Annotated in this window: 16 protein-coding genes; 8 read left to right on the top strand and 8 right to left on the bottom strand. The window is 65.4% G+C overall.

From position 1 onward, the window contains the following. Positions 1-72: 72 nt before the first annotated feature. Positions 73-1,185: a 4-hydroxyphenylpyruvate dioxygenase gene (gene hppD, locus DBR20_RS17395; RefSeq protein WP_181393117.1), complete on the bottom strand. Its 1,113-nt coding sequence runs from the start codon at positions 1,183-1,185 to the stop codon at positions 73-75. Between the two features lie 129 nt (positions 1,186-1,314). On the opposite strand from hppD, the gene DBR20_RS17390 reads away from it, so the two are divergent. The 3 genes from DBR20_RS17390 to DBR20_RS17380 all read left to right on the top strand — a co-directional run bounded on the left by DBR20_RS17390 (position 1,315) and on the right by DBR20_RS17380 (position 3,661). Continuing rightward, positions 1,315-1,809 carry a MarR family winged helix-turn-helix transcriptional regulator gene (locus DBR20_RS17390; protein ID WP_050815698.1) on the top strand — a complete coding sequence of 165 codons (495 nt, stop codon included), beginning with the start codon at positions 1,315-1,317 and terminating at the stop codon, positions 1,807-1,809. A gap of 543 nt (positions 1,810-2,352) precedes the next feature. After that, positions 2,353-2,580: a hypothetical protein gene (locus tag DBR20_RS17385; protein WP_108267232.1), complete on the top strand. Its 228-nt coding sequence runs from the start codon at positions 2,353-2,355 to the stop codon at positions 2,578-2,580. Between the two features lie 19 nt (positions 2,581-2,599). After that, entirely contained in the window at positions 2,600-3,661 is a 1,062-nt protein-coding gene (locus DBR20_RS17380; protein WP_108267230.1) for a PDDEXK nuclease domain-containing protein, read from the top strand. 41 nt (positions 3,662-3,702) lie between these two features. Here the strand turns inward: DBR20_RS17380 and DBR20_RS17375 are convergent, their stop codons facing one another. The 4 genes from DBR20_RS17375 to DBR20_RS17360 all read right to left on the bottom strand — a co-directional run bounded on the left by DBR20_RS17375 (position 3,703) and on the right by DBR20_RS17360 (position 8,186). Then, positions 3,703-4,842 carry a hypothetical protein gene (locus tag DBR20_RS17375; RefSeq protein WP_108267228.1) on the bottom strand — a complete coding sequence of 380 codons (1,140 nt, stop codon included), beginning with the start codon at positions 4,840-4,842 and terminating at the stop codon, positions 3,703-3,705. A 170-nt stretch (positions 4,843-5,012) separates the two neighbouring features. After that, on the bottom strand, positions 5,013-5,615 hold the full coding sequence (locus DBR20_RS17370; RefSeq protein ID WP_100462741.1) for a thioredoxin family protein: 603 nt from the start codon (positions 5,613-5,615) through the stop codon (positions 5,013-5,015). A gap of 16 nt (positions 5,616-5,631) precedes the next feature. Beyond that, on the bottom strand, positions 5,632-7,131 hold the full coding sequence (locus tag DBR20_RS17365; protein WP_108267226.1) for a peptide MFS transporter: 1,500 nt from the start codon (positions 7,129-7,131) through the stop codon (positions 5,632-5,634). 179 nt (positions 7,132-7,310) lie between these two features. Continuing rightward, the gene (locus DBR20_RS17360) at positions 7,311-8,186 is read right to left on the bottom strand and encodes a tryptophan 2,3-dioxygenase family protein (protein WP_108267224.1); all 876 of its coding nucleotides are present in this window, start codon (positions 8,184-8,186) and stop codon (positions 7,311-7,313) included. Positions 8,187-8,511: 325 nt separating this feature from the next. Between DBR20_RS17360 and pdhA the strand changes: the two genes are divergently transcribed. The 5 genes from pdhA (at position 8,512) to DBR20_RS22195 (ending at position 13,603) form a co-directional block, all read left to right on the top strand. After that, positions 8,512-9,594, top strand: coding sequence for a pyruvate dehydrogenase (acetyl-transferring) E1 component subunit alpha (pdhA, locus tag DBR20_RS17355; RefSeq protein WP_089237414.1), 1,083 nt, complete (start codon positions 8,512-8,514; stop codon positions 9,592-9,594). After that, entirely contained in the window at positions 9,587-10,654 is a 1,068-nt protein-coding gene (locus tag DBR20_RS17350; protein ID WP_089237416.1) for an alpha-ketoacid dehydrogenase subunit beta, read from the top strand. The genes pdhA and DBR20_RS17350 overlap by 8 nt, the downstream gene beginning before the upstream one ends. Before the next feature lies 1 nt (position 10,655). Continuing rightward, a complete protein-coding gene (locus DBR20_RS17345; protein ID WP_025874583.1) occupies positions 10,656-11,009 on the top strand; it encodes an SH3 domain-containing protein in 354 nt (117 codons plus the stop codon). Continuing rightward, on the top strand, positions 11,006-12,400 hold the full coding sequence (locus DBR20_RS17340; protein WP_108267222.1) for a dihydrolipoamide acetyltransferase family protein: 1,395 nt from the start codon (positions 11,006-11,008) through the stop codon (positions 12,398-12,400). The genes DBR20_RS17345 and DBR20_RS17340 overlap by 4 nt, the downstream gene beginning before the upstream one ends. Positions 12,401-12,613: 213 nt before the next feature. Then, entirely contained in the window at positions 12,614-13,603 is a 990-nt protein-coding gene (locus DBR20_RS22195; RefSeq protein ID WP_181393116.1) for a hypothetical protein, read from the top strand. Between the two features lie 36 nt (positions 13,604-13,639). Here the strand turns inward: DBR20_RS22195 and DBR20_RS17330 are convergent, their stop codons facing one another. The 3 genes from DBR20_RS17330 to DBR20_RS17320 all read right to left on the bottom strand — a co-directional run bounded on the left by DBR20_RS17330 (position 13,640) and on the right by DBR20_RS17320 (position 15,683). Next, entirely contained in the window at positions 13,640-14,026 is a 387-nt protein-coding gene (locus tag DBR20_RS17330) for a VOC family protein (protein WP_108267220.1), read from the bottom strand. Between the two features lie 314 nt (positions 14,027-14,340). After that, positions 14,341-15,048 (bottom strand): YafY family protein, encoded by a 708-nt coding sequence (locus tag DBR20_RS17325; protein WP_108267218.1) that lies wholly within the window; start codon positions 15,046-15,048, stop codon positions 14,341-14,343. Continuing rightward, positions 15,048-15,683: an NAD-dependent dehydratase gene (locus DBR20_RS17320; RefSeq protein WP_181393115.1), complete on the bottom strand. Its 636-nt coding sequence runs from the start codon at positions 15,681-15,683 to the stop codon at positions 15,048-15,050. The genes DBR20_RS17325 and DBR20_RS17320 overlap by 1 nt, the downstream gene beginning before the upstream one ends. Positions 15,684-15,755: the final 72 nt, after the last annotated feature.

Below are 15,755 nucleotides of genomic sequence, written 5' to 3'. Positions count from 1 at the left end.
TTCCTGGAAGCCTTGGGGAAGCCGCCGGGCATGGCCCGGCGCTACCGGTGGGAGGGTGCCGTTGTGGAAACGTTACAGCACGCCGCGACGGATCTGGTCGCGCTCGATGCTCTCGAACAGCGCGGTGAAGTTGCCTTCGCCGAAGCCTTCGTTGCCCTTGCGCTGGATGATCTCGAAGAAGATCGGGCCGATGCAGTTCTGGGTGAAGATCTGCAGCAGCTTGCGCTGATGGGTTTCCGGGTCGGCGTCGATCAGGATCTTGTTCTTCGCCAGGCGGGCGACGTCCTCACCGTGGTTCGGCACGCGCTGGTCGATCACGTCGAAGTAGGTCTCCGGCGTGTCGAGGAAATCCACGCCCTGCGCGCGCATCGCTTCGACGGTGTCGTAGATGTTCTCGGTGAAGCAGGCGATGTGCTGGATGCCTTCGCCCTTGTACGCGTCCAGATACTCGTTGATCTGGCTCTTCGGGTCGGACGACTCGTTCAGCGGAATGCGCACGATGCCGTCCGGCGCGGTCATCGCCTTGGACACCAGGCCGGTCTTCAGGCCCTTGATGTCGAAGTAGCGGATCTCGCGGAAGTTGAACAGGCGCTCGTAGTAGTCCGACCACTGCTGCATGTTGCCGAAGTACAGGTTGTGGGTCAGGTGGTCGATGAAGGTCAGGCCGAAGCCCTTCGGGCGCAGCTCGGCGCCGGCGATCAGCTCGTAGTCGCCATCGAAGATGCTGCCGGCATCGCCGTAGCGATCCACCAGGTACAGCATGCAGTCGCCGATGCCCTTGATGATCGGAGCGTTGACCGCCTTGCTCTCCGGTTTGAAGGCGATGGCTTCAGCGCCATTGCCCAGCGCGGTCTGGTAGACCTCCGCACCGGGCTTCTTGAAGCGGATGGCGAAGCCACAGGCGCACGGGCCGTGCTTTTCGGCGAAGTCGGCAGCGAACGAATCGGGGTCTTCATTGACCAGGAAGTTGACGTCGCCCTGGCGATAGACGGTAATCGGACGCTGCTTGTGCTTGAGCACCGCGCTGAAGCCCATCTTGCGGAAGTACTCGTGCAGCTCGGCACCACGGCCGGCCGGTGCGGCGAATTCGACGAACTCGAAGCCGTCGATGCCCATCGGGTTTTCGAAGGTGGTGACCTGCATGCCGGGGTTGGGATGCGAGGCGGACGGGACTGCGGTATTCATGGCGTGGCTCCGAATCGGTGCCGCATCGGCACAAACCAGGTGCGGGCGGGGTTGGACCCGGCGAGAATGCAGGGTACGGACCCAACACTTATAGTTACACTTGAAACCACCAGCAAGGTGCACCGCAACATGAGCCCCGCCGATCCCGCTTCCACCCGCCTGCGTGCCTCCCACGTCCTGCTCGACCTGGAACAGTTCCTGCCGTACCGGCTGAGCGTGCTGTCCAACCGGGTCAGCGGCAACATCGCCAAGCTGTACGGCGACCGTTATGGCCTGGCCATCCCGGAGTGGCGGGTGATCACCATCCTGGCGCTGTACCCCGGGTCGTCGGCCAGCGAGGTCTCCGACCGCACGGCGATGGACAAGGTGGCGGTCAGCCGCGCGGTGGCCCGCCTGCTTGAACGCGGTTTCATCAAGCGTGAGACGCATGGCGATGACCGCCGTCGTTCGGTGCTGGCGCTGTCGGCGGCGGGGTTCGAGGTGTACGAGACGATCGCACCGATGGTGATCGAGATCACCCGCAAGCTGATGTCGGTGCTGAGCGAGGAAGAGGAGCAGGTGCTGGAGAAACTGATCCTGCGCCTGGCCGGGGATGGTCTGGAGCGCATGGGCGAAGGGGTCTGACCCCTTCGGGGCGGCGCCCACCCCGCCGCTCTTCGTAGGTGTCGACCTTGGTCGACACATGGATCCACGCCAGGTGTGGATGATGTCGCGGGCTGCGCTGTGAGGGGTCAGGCGCAGGCCATTGATGACGTGCAACGCGCGGTGTTCATGGCCCGCCGACGAACGGTCTTTCGGCCGGATTCGACTCGACGTGTCGCGTTTACCACCTGATGTTTCGGCATCGGGCCGGTAGAGTCCTGATCGACAGAGCGGTTGTATCGAAATTCGCGCATCGAATGGCATTGCCTATTGGACTGCCGGTCCCATCGGCCCGAGGGTAGGCGCACAGCGGAGCACCGCTGCCGGGGTTGAAAGCCCGTCCATCAAACGCGTAACGACGCTGCACCAATGGTGCCCATCTCACGGTGGGCGCCATTCTGCAGCCGGGTCTGCCTTATGGCGGGCGGTGCGTGGGGCCTGGTGCCCACCGTTTTCGCGTTTGAGCGGTCTTTCAACCACGCATCGCCTGCCGCCTTTCCGGCGGCCTCTCCCCGGAGCTTCGCCATGACACGCCCCAATCACCCCACCGCCGACCCCATCGACCACGAAGCCGACCTGCAACGCATCGATGAGGCGTTGGCCACACTGGAAACCGTCACCCAGGCGTGGTTCGAACATCAGCGCCTGAAGGCCTGCCAGCCGGGCCTGCTGCTGTCGTTGAACCGGCTGCTCGACCTGACCAGTCTCGCCAAGGGCTATGCCAGCGCGCTGCGGGTGATTGCCGAACCCTGACCCTGCTGGAAGGCACCTCATGGATGACACACCGCCCCTCACCCTGCCGCATACCCACGACCTGCTGGCTGATATCCGGGAACTGATATCCACGGCCCGCGCCGGGATGGTCAGGACCGTCAATGCCGAACTGACGCTGCTGTACTGGCGCATAGGACGTCGCATCCATGTCGATCAGATGGGTGGACGTCGGGCACGCTATGGAGAGGTCCTGTTCAAGCGCATCGCCAGGACACTGTCTGCCGAGTTCGGCGGTTCGTTCGGTGAAAAGAGCCTGCGCAGGATGGTGCAGTTCTCCATCGCATTTGCCGACGAGCAGATTGTCGTATCGCTGCTACGACAATTGAGCTGGACCCATTTCATCGCGCTGATCCCGCTGTCTGATCCGCTCAAGCGCGACTTCTATGCGCAGATGGCCAGCACGGAAGGCTGGAGTGTCCGCATGTTGCGCCAGCGCATCGACTCGATGCTGTACGAACGTACGGCACTTTCCAGCCAGCCCGAGCAGACCATTGCCAATGAGCTGTCCGCGTTGCGCAGAAACCAGCAGCTCTCCCCGGGTCTGGTCCTGCGCGACCCGTACGTACTGGATTTTCTCGGGCTGAAGGAATGCTGGGACGAGCAGGAGCTGGAAGGCGCCAACCTGCGTGAAATGCAGGGACTCCTGCTTGAACTCGGCGCAGGCTTCAGCTTCGTCGCCCGCCAGAAACGCATCCAGATCGATGACGACGACTTCCATCTCGACCTGCTGTTCTACAACCGCCGCCTGCGCAGGCTGGTGGCCGTCGAACTGAAGATCGGTGACTTCAAGCCAGCGTACAAAGGCCAGATGGAGCTCTATCTGCGTTGGCTGGATCGTTATGAGCGGGAGGAAGGTGAAGAGGCACCGCTGGGCATCATCCTTTGCACAGGCAAGAAGGCAGGCCAGATCGAGTTGCTGGAGCTGGACCGCTCAGGCATCCATGTGGCGGAGTACCTGACATCCCTTCCCTCCCGGGAAATCCTCAAGCAACGGCTGCAGGCCGCCACGGAGCGCGCCCGGCAACGCATGGAGTTCACTGCTGCAGAGATCGACCGTTAGGGGGTCAACAGACCCGCGCCACGCGCAGATGGCCCACGCACTCAGCTCAGATGCTTGCGCCGTGCATGGATCCACGGCACCGCAAGCGCGCCGATGGCGCCGCCGGCAAAGCCCAGCGAGGCGGCAACGGTGGCCGCTTCAACGGCCCCGGGCAACGCCAGCGCGGCAGTGACCAGCAGCAGCGACGGCAGGCCGACGAAGGTGCCCAGGAAGAACGTCCAGCGCGGCGACCAGGTGTTGAGCTGCAGCAGGCTGACCGGCTGCCATGCCTCGGACGAGGCGTCTTCGGCGATCTTGGCGACCACTTTGCCCAGATCCACTTCCGGCAGCAGCTTGCCCGGACGCGCGGCGGCAATCGCTTCGGCCACGGTTTCAACGGGCGGGAAGCTGCCCGGCCACGCCACCGGTGCGGGCACGCCATACGCGGTCAGCAGAGGCACGCTCAGCCACGGCGCCACCAGCGGGCGCAGCCTGCGCCGGCCATGCACGCACCAGATCTGGGGCTGGCCGTGCGCGGTCACGCTGTACAGCGCCAGCTCGCTCGGTGGCGGGTAGCCCAGCATGGTCACCCGCGCCGCCAGGCTGTCCTGGTCCATCGCACGCAGGAAGCCGGGGCGGCTGCGTCCTTCCTGCATCCAGGCCAGGCCCAGCGCGCCGACCAGATAGGCCTCGGCGACATCCTTGCTGCCCGCGTTGGCGCGGTCGTCGCTGGCCAGGTACCAGGCCAGTGACTTCGGTTCGGGTACATCGGCCAGGCCCCAGCGGCTGTCATCGCCCAGCACATGGCGCGCCGGCAGGCGGGCCGGTGCGGTTTCACCACGCTCGCCGGGCTGCAGGAACGGCAGCACGCCCTGCACGAAACTGGACAGGTCGATCGCGCGCACGCCGTTGCCGTGCCATTCCGGCGGCAGCAGACCGGCCAGCTGTCCTTCGGCGGCCAGTCGATCCAGCCGCGCCTTCTGTTCCACCAGCTTCTGCACCGCGCCCTTCAGCACCACGTTGTCGGGCAGGGCGATCTGCGGCAACCGATGCCGCGGCGGCGCGATTTCAAGCGTTTCTGCGCCGATGCCGGCGTCGTCCAGCAGGGCTTCCTGTGGTGGCAGGGTCACGCCGTCACCTGCTCCGCCTTCGGCCAGTTCAGTGGCAGGTTCGTGCAGACGTTCGGCGTGGTCGCTGTGCATGGGCGTTCCGGTAGGTTGCATCGACGGGTCGTCGACTGAAGTCCTTGCCGGTAACGGCGTGCGCACGCTGAAGTTGAGATGTGGAGTCGGAGAGTGTGACGGCGCGCGCAGTAGATCCACGCCATGCGTGGATGGCCGGGCAGCGCAGAGGCTGCCGGGCAGGCCCGGTGCTACCGGTCAGGCGCCCACTGCTTGAGGAACGCCATCACGCGTGCGGTCTGCACGGTCTTGCCCTTGTGCATCGCTTCGCTGGGCTGTGGCGCCAGCAGCGTGCCGTCGGCATCGATCACCAGCAGGTGCGGGTGCTCGCCTTGCAGCGGCGGGAACTGGCCCAGGAAGGCCGCGTTCGGATTCTCGGCACTGTCGTTGACCTTGACCCACACGTAGTGGGCATCACGGAAGCGGCGCAGATCGCCATTGCCTTCCACGGCTTCATCCAGCGCATGGCAGGGCTCGCATGCGGCGTTGCCCACTTCCAGGATGATGCGCTTGTTGCCACGCTGGGCTTCGACCTTGGCGGTTTCCAGGTCGGCAACGGGATTGCGGGCCGGGTCGAACTGCGCGCCAAGCCCGGCGATGGCGGCGATATCGGCCGCCGCCGGGGTGTTGCCCGAGGCCACCGGTTCGCTGGGGTCAGCGACCGGTGGCTCGGTGGGGCGGGTATCGAGGGGCTGCGTGGGTTCGGGGGCAGCGGGAGGTTGAGGCTGCGAACAGGCGCCGATCAGCGCCGCACACACCACTGCCACCACTGCACCACCGAACGTTGTACGCATGCCCACTACCCTCTCATTACTTCACGCCGTGCATCAGCTTGTTGATCAGCGGCGCAACCAGGAACAGGATCACACCCGAACCGATCAAGGCCCAGAACCCGAAGGTATACCCCTTCAGGGCCGACTCGACCGTCATGCCACCTTCACCACTGACCGCACCGGCGAAGATGCCCGACAGGTTGTTGCCGATGCCGGTGGACAGGAACCAGCCACCCATGCCGAAGCCGACCAGGCGCACCGGGGCCAGCTTGGTCACCATGGACAGGCCGATCGGCGACAGGCACAGCTCACCGACCGACTGGATGACGTAGACCATGAACAGGGTCCAGAACGGGATCTTGCCGTCCACGACCATCTGCGACAGGGCGTACATCAGCAGTGCGAAGGCAGCGCCGTTGAACAGCAGGCCGAGGCCGAACTTGCGCGGAATGGACGGATTGGCGCGACCCAGGGCCACCCAGATCCAGGCGATGATCGGCGCCAGGGTGATGATGGCCACCGAGTTGACCGACTGGAACCACGCGGTCGGGAAGGTCCACTCACCCAGCTGGCGGTTGACGATGTTCTCGGCCAGGAAGGTGAAGGAGCTGCCGGCCTGTTCGAAGAACATCCAGAACATGACGTTGAAGGCGAAGATGATCAGCATGGCGATCACGCGGTCGCGCTGCACCTTGCCCTCGCGGATGCCTTCCACCAGCAGCAGCACCGCCAGCGCGGCAAACATCACGCCGAGGATCCAGGCCAGCGCGGTGGCACCGGTGGCGAGCAGGAAGTAGGCCACCGGAATGGCGAACAGCGAACCGACCAGCACCATGATGACGCGGCCGAAGCCTTCAGCGCCGGCCGGCGGTGCACCAATGCCCTTCAGGCCGGCACGACCGATGTAGAACCACACCAGCGAGACCAGCATGCCCACGCCGGAAGCGATGAACACGACCTTGTACGACGGCATTTCCGAGGTACCGAAGACCTTGCGGGCCAGGTACTCGGTCAGCACCGGAGCGATCATCGCGCCGATGTTGATACCCATGTAGAAGATGGTGAAGCCCGAATCGCGGCGCTCGTCCTTCAGGCCGTACAGCTTGCCGACCATGGTCGAGATGTTGGGCTTGAACAGACCGTTGCCGACGATGATCGTGGCCAGGCCGAGCTTGAAGATGTGCTCCTGCGGCAGCGAGATCATGAACAGGCCGATGGCCATGATGACCGCGCCGGTCAGGATCGAGCGCTGGTAGCCCAGTACCCGGTCGGCCACGTAGCCACCGAAGATCGCTGCGGCGTACACCAGCGCCAGGTAGGCGCCGTAGATGCGGCTGGCGTCGCCTTCACCGGCGGCGTTGCCGTTGTAGAACTGCGACACGATGTACAACACCAAGGCCCAGCGTATGCCGTAGAACGCAAAGCGCTCCCAGAACTCGGTCATGAACAGCATCCACAACGGGCGCGGGTGGCCCATCGTGGTGTTGAAGTCCGGCAGCGCCGGCTCTGGGGTGTTCGCAGTGGCGTTTACGCTCATGCGGAATTCCTGGTTCGGTGGATGGAGGCACGTCCGATGTGCGGTGAAGCAACGCGCGAGGATCACCGACTTCTGGCGTTCACGTCAAATACACGCCGTTTGAGGCAGGTCGCGGCCTGCTCGCTGAACTTGCATCTGAAACGATCCAGCCAGCCGCGGGCGGCCAAGCTGAATGGGGATCAGGCCAGATCCGGCGGGGGCGCGACCTGCAGCGTGGTACGCACCTGGAACAATTCAGGGAAGAAGGTCAGTTCCAGCGCCTTGGCCAGGAAGCCCACGCCGGATGAGCCGCCGGTGCCGCGCTTGAAGCCGATCACCCGCATCACCGTGCGCATGTGGCGGAATCGCCACAGCTGGAAGGCTGTTTCCAGGTCCACCAGGTCCTCGCACAGCGAATACTCGCGCCAGTAGCGGTCGGTGTCCTGGTAGATGCGTTCGAAGACCGGCTGCAGCGCGTCATCGGCCACATGCGGCTGGGTCCAGTCGTGCGCCCCGTACACCGCCGGCACGGCATGGCCGAAGCGGGCCAGGTACTTCAGGAACTCCTCGTACAGGCTCGGCGCCTCCAGCACGGTGCGCAGCTGCGCCTGCCCGGCCGTATCGTGCTCGAACACCTGCAGCATCTGCGCGTTCTTGTTGCCCAGCAGGAACTCGATGTAGCGGTACTGCAGCGACTGGAAACCGGAGGACGGGCCCAGCACGTCGCGGAAGCCCATGTACTCGGACGGGGTGAGCGTCTCCAGTACCGACCACTGTTCGGTCAGCTGGCGCAGCACCTGCTTGCTGCGCGCCAGCACCTTGCGGCACTGCCAGACCTCATCGCGCTGCAGGAAGGCGATCGCCGCACCCAGCTCGTGGCCCAGCAGCTTCAGCCACAGCTCGGAGGTCTGGTGCTGGATGATGAAGAGCATCTCGTCGTGATGCGGCGGACTGGACAACGGCTGCTGCGCACTGAGCAGCTGGTCCAGCCGCAGGTAGCCGCCGTAGGTCAGCCGCCCCTGCAGATCGGTGTGGATACCGGCTTCGAGATCGCGTTGGTTGTTGTCGACGGACATGGGCGGGACCAGATCGGGGGCGGCAAGGGTAGCGCGTTGCTGCCGCGCTGGCAGCCGCGATGGCCGTACCGGGGCGTGCGGCGCGGCTGTGGAACGGCCGTTGCGCGTGGAACCGTTTGCGCCGTTCTACTGGCGCTCAGCCCAGGGGCATTTGTGATGCTTTGCAGCAATGGCTGAATACGTTGAAGTTATTGGCATCAAGCGCACGGAAGGGGGTACAAAGGCCGGTAGGCCGTGCTGCGCCGCAGGAGAGCTTTTTCGTACGCATTCCTTAACATGGCGATTCATATCATTTGTAACTTCTCTGTCGAAGGTGCAGTACGCAATGACGGTTGCCGCTGAGTTCAAGATCGAATACCTGCAGTATCTGGACACGGACGGCACGCTCGTCCGCGATGATCTGCCCGAAGCCCTGCGCGACCCGCGCGCGTTGCTGCCGATGTTCAAGCAGATGCTGTTCGTGCGCGTGTTCGACGGCAAGTCGATCGCGCTGCAGCGCACCGGCAAGCTGGGCACCTACGCAGCCTGCCTCGGGCACGAAGCCGCGCATGTGGGCATCGGCGCCTCGATGCAGAAGGACGACGTGTTCGCACCGTCCTACCGCGAGTACGGCGCGATGTTCATGCGTGGCGTGCGCCCGCACGACGTGCTGATGTACTGGGGCGGCGACGAGCGCGGCAACGACTACGGCGGCAATGCGGCCAAGGACTTCCCGTTCTGCGTGCCGATTTCCACCCAGTGCCTGCACGCCGCAGGCGCTGCGCTGAAGTTCAAGCTCAACAAGGAACAGCAGATCGCGGTGGCCGTATGCGGCGACGGTGGCAGTTCCAAGACCGACTTCTACGCTGCACTGAATTCGGCCGGTGCCTACAAGCTGCCGCTGATCCTGTGCATCGTCAACAACGGCTGGGCCATCTCGGTCCCGCGTTCGGCCCAGACCGGTGCCGAGACGCTGGCACAGAAGGGCCTGGCCGGCGGCCTGCACTGCCTGCAGGTGGACGGCAACGATCTGATCGCGGTGATGGCCGCCATGCTGCAGGCGCGCGAACGTGCGCTGGCCGGCGACGGTGGCACCGTGCTGGAACTGATGACCTATCGCCTGTCCGACCACACCACCGCCGATGACGCGCGCCGCTACCGCGACGACGCCGAAGTGAAGGATGCCTGGCAGCGCGAGCCGATGCTGCGCCTGCGCAAGTACCTGACCAACGCCGGTGTCTGGAGCGAGGAAGAAGAAGCTGCCTGGACCGCCGAGTGCGGCAAGCGCGTGGACGAGGAAGTGAACCTGTACCTCAACACGCCGGTGCAGCCGGTCGAGGCGATGTTCGATTTCCTCTATGCCGACCCGCCGCAGGACCTGCTGGCCCAGCGCGCCCAGGCGATCGCCCTGGAGCAGCGCCATGGATGAGATCAAGAACGGCGCGTCCAGCGCGCACACCAACGCCGCCGACAGCGCTGCCGTCGCGCGCGGAGAACAGAACATGACCGACACCCCGATCACCCTCATCGAAGCCATCACCCAGGCACTGGCCTGGGAGCTGGAGCACGACAAATCGGTGCTGGTGCTGGGCGAAGACGTGGGCGTCAACGGCGGCGTGTTCCGCGCCACTGCCGGCCTGCAGCAGCGCTTCGGTGCTGACCGCATCCTCGACACCCCGCTGGATGAAACCACCATCGCCGGCCTCACCATCGGCCTGGCCGCGCAGGGCATGAAGCCGGTGGCCGAAGCCCAGTTCGACGGCTTCATGTACCCGATGGTCGACCACATCATCTGCCACGCCGCGCGCCTGCGTTACCGCACCCGTGGCCGCCTGCACTGCCCGATGGTGCTGCGCGTGCCGTGGGGTGGTGGCATCCGTGCGCCGGAACACCACAGCGAAGCCAACGAAGCGATCTTCACCAACGTGCCGGGCCTGCGCGTGGTGCTGCCGTCCTCGCCGCAACGCGCCTATGGCCTGCTGCTGGCCGCGATCCGCGAGCCGGATCCGGTGATCTACATGGAGCCCAAGCGCATCTATCGCCAGTACAAGGAAGTGGTCGTCAACGACGGCGAGGCCTTGCCGCTGGACGTGTGCTTCGTGCTGCGCGATGGCACCGACGTGACCCTGGTGACCTGGGGCGCGCAGGTGAAGGAAGCGCTGGAAGCAGCCGACAAGCTGGCCGGCGAAGGCATCAGTGCCGAAGTCATCGACGTGGCCACGCTGCGTCCGCTGGACTTCGCCACCATCGCCGAGTCGGTGGCCAAGACCGGCCGCTGCGTGATCGTGCAGGAGGCCCCGAAGACCGCGGGCTTCGGCGCGGAAATCGCCGCACGCCTGGCCGAGGAATCGCTGTACGACCTGCTGGCTCCGGTCGAGCGCGTTACCGGTTACGACACCCACATTCCGCTGTTCCGCCTGGAGATGAAGTATCTGCCGAGCGTGGAGCGGATCGTGGCGGCGGCCAAGCGCGCGGTGGCGGCAGGCTGACATGCGGGCCCGCCTTCTCGGGGCTTACCGCAGCCAGTATCCCAACCCGCTCCGGTTCCGCACCGGCCAGATCGTCGAAGTAGGTGTACGTGACGAGGAATGGCCGGCGTTTGCCTGGGTGCGCACCAGTGATGGGCGCGCCGGATGGGCACCGGTAGCGTGGTTGCAGCTGTTGGACGATGGTCGCGCAGAAGCCCTGCGCGACTATGACGCCCGCGAGCTGGATGTGGAGAACGGCGAGATGGTCAAGCTTCATCACGAACACGGCGGGTGGTGGTGGTCCGAGCGCGCCAATGGCGCGACGGGCTGGTTGCCTGCCCGCGAACTGGAACTGCTGGAAGAGAACTGCAAATGAGCCAGACCAAGAACTTCAACCTGCCCGACCTGGGCGAAGGCCTGCCGGACGCGACCATCGTCGAGTGGTTCGTCAAGGAAGGCGATGTGATCAAGCTGGACGAGCCGCTGGTCTCGATGGAGACCGCCAAGGCCGTCGTCGAAGTACCCTCGCCGTTCTCCGGCACGGTGCTGAAGCTGTCCGGCGCTGCCGGCGACATCATCCCGACCGGCGCGGTGCTGGCCAGCTTCGCGCTGGACCCGAACCTGCCGCAGCGCGCTGACGGCCAGGACACCGGCCACAGCCACGGCCATGCCGCTCCGGCGGCTCCTGCCGCACCCACACCGCCGCCGCTGCCGACCGCAGCCGCCCCGGTAGCTGCTGAAGAAGCCAAGCCAGCGGCCGCCGAGCGTGATGACGCCGGCACCGTGGTCGGCGCGATGCAGAGCTCCAACGCAGTGCATGCCGAACAGGCGCTGGCCGTTGGCGGCGTCAAGGCCGTGCCGGCCGTGCGTGCCACCGCGCGCAAGCTGGGCGTGGACCTGAGCCGCGTGCGTGCCACCGGCACCGATGGCGCGGTGACCATGGCCGACGTCAAGCAGGCGGCTGCCGATGGCAGCGCGAAGATCGGCTCCGCACCGGCAGCGGTTGCTGCACCGGTTGCTGCCGCACCGGCTCCGGCCCAGGTGGCCGCGCCGGTACAGTCCGACGCACGCACCCCGCTGTCTGCCGCTGGCAAGCCGATGCGCACCCAGCCGCCCGGCGTGGTCGCCAAGGGCCAGCCGGAGCCGCTGAAGGGCGTGCGCCGCAACATGGCCCGCGTCATGGCCGATGCGCACAGCAAGGTCGTGCCGACCACGCTGAACGACGACGCCGATATCCACGCCTGGCTGCCGGGCAACGACGTCACCGCGCGCCTGGTGCGCTCGATCGTGGTCGCCGCGCAGAAGGTGCCGGCGATGAACGCCTGGTTCGACGGTGAAGCGCTGACCCGCACCCTGCATGCGCAGGTGGACATCGGCATCGCCGTTGATACCGACGACGGCCTGTTCGTGCCGGCGCTGCGCAATGCCGACATGCTGGATGCCCGTGGCATCCGCGAAGGCGTGAACCGTCTGCGCGAGCAGGTGGAAGCGCGTTCGATCGCAGCGTCGGAACTGAGCGGCTACACCATCTCGCTGTCCAACTTCGGCATGTTCGCCGGCCGCTACGCGACCCCGGTCGTGGTGCCGCCGTGCGTGGCCATCGTCGGTGCCGGTCGTGCCCGCCACCAGATGACCCCGGTGATGGGCGGCGTGGAAGCGCACAAGGTCATTCCGCTGTCGGTGACGTTCGATCACCGCGCTGCTACCGGCGGTGAAGCGGCCCGCTTCCTGCGCGCGATGATGGACGATCTGGCGCTGGCCAGCTGATCCGGTAGGTGCCAACCTTGGTTGGCACATGAACTGGAAAAACGCCGGGCACTGCCCGGCGTTTTTTGTGCCCGCTCCACTGTAGAGCCGAGCCCACGCTCGGCTGCTTCTTGCTGGTCAACCGAAGGTGCGCGCAAGCACATTTGGGAATAGTTGCATGGACTCCCACGCCAGGCTCCTTAGCATCGAGCCTCCAGACCTGTCTGTTCTGCCATGTCAAATCCAACCACCATCATTGATGCGTTCCTGGCCAAGGGCGCCCAGCTGTTTCGCGAGCGGCCCTTCGGGCCATTGCCATCACCGGAAGAAGCACTGGACGACCTTTCGATTCCAGCACTGGTCTATCTGCGATGGTTGGCTTCAACGGGCGCCTTCATCGATCAGGCGGTGGGATCGACCATCGCTCGGTCAAATTCCCCAATGGAACTCGTCGCAAACCTGCACGCGACATTTCACGGTGAGATTCCCGGCAATGCTCTCAGTGAGGATGCACTGAGCTTCACTGTCGAGTACTTCAGTCCGCACGCCGCCTACCTCTCTGACTTCTTCTCGCTTTTCCCGGAAAGCCCCCCTCCATCGCAGAACGATATGTGGTTCGGGCAGGAGAAGATGTGGAAGCTACTGGACTCACGCCATACGGCATGGCGCAACGGGGAGTCCGTGCGTCGAGGACTCATCGCCGATGATGAACAAGAGGGCCAGAACAATCAGACTGCCCCGGCTGCACCGATGGACGCCGATGTCTGGATCTCGACCCTGCATGACCTGTCCAATGCAGTCGTGGACCAGAAGAGCTGCTGGGCCTATGCAGACCACTTCTACACACCGTTGAAAGATGCGCCGTCAGAAGAGGTCATCCTGGCGGTCATGAGCGAATTTCTTCGGAAACCGCCACATGATGGGTCGATCATGTGTGCAGCGGAGAACTTCCTGTCGGATATTCCATTCCCCCGCTACATCAAAGCCTATTCCATCCTCGCGCCGGACCTGCTGGACCTTTCATCGAACGCCGCGCTAAGTCTCTTCAATTATCCAGGTTGTAAACTGACGCCCCGTCATATCCGGCAATTCATCAAGGAGCTCAGGCGGTGCAATCCAGGCCGCGATGTGGTCGGAGAGCTTGCCCAGCTGGCCATTGAATGGAATTCGGAAGACGACGAGACATTTTCAATCGTCATCGAAGCAGCACAGAAGCAAGGGTAGGTCCAGGAGCCGGCAAGTACCGGCTCCCTCCCTGAATCAATTCCGCGCGACCATGCCCTCGGCGCGGCTGTAGACACGCAGGCGGTGGCCATCGGGATCGACGCCGACGAAGGTGTGGCCAAATTCCAGCGCCACCGGTGCCTGGGTGATCTGCACACCGAGTGCGCGCCAGGCATCGTGCAACTGCTGCACCTCATCAGGATTGGCCACCACCATCGCCAGTTCGGCTGCGCCCGCCTCGGCGCTCACCGGCGGCTGCACGTCATCGCGTTGCCACAGGCCCAGCGCGGCGCCATCGCCGAGCAGGAACAGGGCGAAGCCGGGCGACTGCTCGACCGGCAGCTTGCCGAGGATGCCGCTATAGAACGTGGCGCTGGCGGCGACGTCGCGCACGTACTGCAGCAGGGTGCTGGGCTTGAACATGGGGAAGCTCCGTTGTTGGGAGCATTCATGGTGGCCCTGCCCTGCTGACAGTTCCTGTCAGCAGTGTCGAGCCTGCTCTGCTGCTGGTGCTCTGGCCCTGGTAGATGTCGAGCTTGCTCGACTGCTGTTGCCCTGGCACTGGTAGATGTCGAGCTTGCTCGACTGCTCTCCGCGAACAGCAAGAGTAGTCGAGCAAGCTCGACATCTACCAAGAGCAAAGAGCAAAAGCGTCGAGCAAGCTCGACATCTACCGAGAGCGAAGAGCAAAGATCAAAAGCGGTCGAGCGAGTTCGACCTCTACCCAAGCGGGTACGTCACGAACGGTCCAGCCAATCCGGGGCGATGCCTTGCACCTTCTGCCAACGCCGCAGCAAGGTGGCGCGCGGCACCAGGTAGCGCGCTTCCAACGCACGCACGTGGCGGATGCGATCCAGGCGGAAATGGCGGAAATCCTCGCGGCCCTCGCACCAGGCAGCCAACATCGGCACTTCATCGAAGTACCCCAGTGCGAACGGCCAGACCACGCGCTCGCTGCGCCGTCCCTGTGCATCCTCATAGGCGAACTGCAGCCGCTGCTGCATGCCTACCGCTTCGCGCACGGCCTGCAGGCGTGCCGGGGGCACCTTCGCTGCCGTACGCGATGGGCCCACCCGCAGGCCGCTGTCACGCAGTGCTTCGCGGCGTGCTGCTGGCAGCACATGGGCGATGCGCGCCAACGCATCACGCGCGGCCTCGGCCAGCGCCGGCTCGGTGCGTGCCGCCACCCAGCGCAGGCCAAGCACCAGCGCGTCGATCTCCGCCGGTGGCAAGGTCAGCGGCGGCAGCACATCGCCCGGTTCCAGCTGGTAGCCGACACCGGCTTCCCCACGCAGGTCGGCGCCCTGCTCGCGCAGTGTTTCGATATCGCGGTACAGCGTGCGCAGGCTGATGCCCAGCTCGTCGGCCAGCGCCTGCCCAGCGACCGGTCGGCGGTGGCGGCGCAGCACCTGCAGCAGCTGGGTCAGACGCAGCGCACGCGACATCAGTCCACCAGGTCTTTCGAGGCCACCACGTGCTCGCCCGGTGCCGGCGCCAGTGCCGCGTTCACCAGCGCCCGCGCAATACGCGTGGCCGGGTTGATACGCCACGCACGCGGCAACACCGGCCGCAATGCACCCAGCAGCTGCAGGGCGAACTGTTCGCCGCGGCGCGCCTGTGGGCGGTGGCCGCCGATCAGGCCCGGCCGGACCAGAGTCAGCGAAGCAAAGCCCAGCGCGCGCAGGTCGCGCTCCAGCTCGCCTTTCACCCGGCTGTAGAAGATGGCCGAACCCGGATTGGCCCCCGCTGCCGAATTCAGTACGAAGGCACGGGCACCCTGGGTCCTGGCCAGGTGGGCGAAGGCGAGCGGGTAGTCGTGGTCGATCCGGTAGAAGGCCTCGCGGCTTCCCGCCTGGGCCATGGTGCTGCCCAGCGCGCATACCACTGCATCCACCGGTGCCCAGCCCGGCGCATCCGGCAGCTGATCGAAGTCCAGCACCGGGGCGTGCAGTTTCGGGTCGCGCAGGTCCAGCGGTCGCCGGGTCGGGGCTACCACAGCGCGGCAGCGCGGGTCGTCCAGCAGCATCGGCAGGGCCAGCCCGCCCACCAGCCCGGTCGCCCCCAGCAACATCACACGCATACCCACCTCCACTGCGGCATCCTGTCGCCCATCCTATCGGTTCAAGCCACCGCCAGTTGCGCCGATATGCTC

The organism is Stenotrophomonas sp. HMWF023 (assembly GCF_003060985.1).
Classification (GTDB): Bacteria; Pseudomonadota; Gammaproteobacteria; order Xanthomonadales; family Xanthomonadaceae; genus Stenotrophomonas; species Stenotrophomonas lactitubi.
The sequence above is the reverse complement of the archived record's forward strand: the minus strand, read 5'-3'. Positions and strand labels throughout refer to the sequence as shown.

Excerpts from the sequence above, each read along its gene's own strand:
- DBR20_RS17370 (WP_100462741.1), bottom strand. The coding sequence starts at position 5,615 with ATGCGTACAACGTTCGGTGGTGCAGTGGTGGCAGTGGTGTGTGCGGCG.
- DBR20_RS17360 (WP_108267224.1), bottom strand. The coding sequence starts at position 8,186 with ATGTCCGTCGACAACAACCAACGCGATCTCGAAGCCGGTATCCACACC.
- DBR20_RS17350 (WP_089237416.1), top strand. The coding sequence starts at position 9,587 with ATGGATGAGATCAAGAACGGCGCGTCCAGCGCGCACACCAACGCCGCC.
- DBR20_RS17325 (WP_108267218.1), bottom strand. The coding sequence starts at position 15,048 with ATGTCGCGTGCGCTGCGTCTGACCCAGCTGCTGCAGGTGCTGCGCCGC.
- DBR20_RS17365 (WP_108267226.1), bottom strand. The coding sequence starts at position 7,131 with ATGAGCGTAAACGCCACTGCGAACACCCCAGAGCCGGCGCTGCCGGAC.
- DBR20_RS17330 (WP_108267220.1), bottom strand. The coding sequence starts at position 14,026 with ATGTTCAAGCCCAGCACCCTGCTGCAGTACGTGCGCGACGTCGCCGCC.
- DBR20_RS17320 (WP_181393115.1), bottom strand. The coding sequence starts at position 15,683 with ATGCGTGTGATGTTGCTGGGGGCGACCGGGCTGGTGGGCGGGCTGGCC.
- DBR20_RS17380 (WP_108267230.1), top strand. The coding sequence starts at position 2,600 with ATGGATGACACACCGCCCCTCACCCTGCCGCATACCCACGACCTGCTG.
- pdhA (WP_089237414.1), top strand. The coding sequence starts at position 8,512 with ATGACGGTTGCCGCTGAGTTCAAGATCGAATACCTGCAGTATCTGGAC.
- DBR20_RS22195 (WP_181393116.1), top strand. The coding sequence starts at position 12,614 with ATGTCAAATCCAACCACCATCATTGATGCGTTCCTGGCCAAGGGCGCC.
- DBR20_RS17340 (WP_108267222.1), top strand. The coding sequence starts at position 11,006 with ATGAGCCAGACCAAGAACTTCAACCTGCCCGACCTGGGCGAAGGCCTG.
- DBR20_RS17345 (WP_025874583.1), top strand. The coding sequence starts at position 10,656 with ATGCGGGCCCGCCTTCTCGGGGCTTACCGCAGCCAGTATCCCAACCCG.
- hppD (WP_181393117.1), bottom strand. The coding sequence starts at position 1,185 with ATGAATACCGCAGTCCCGTCCGCCTCGCATCCCAACCCCGGCATGCAG.
- DBR20_RS17385 (WP_108267232.1), top strand. The coding sequence starts at position 2,353 with ATGACACGCCCCAATCACCCCACCGCCGACCCCATCGACCACGAAGCC.
- DBR20_RS17375 (WP_108267228.1), bottom strand. The coding sequence starts at position 4,842 with ATGCACAGCGACCACGCCGAACGTCTGCACGAACCTGCCACTGAACTG.
- DBR20_RS17390 (WP_050815698.1), top strand. The coding sequence starts at position 1,315 with ATGAGCCCCGCCGATCCCGCTTCCACCCGCCTGCGTGCCTCCCACGTC.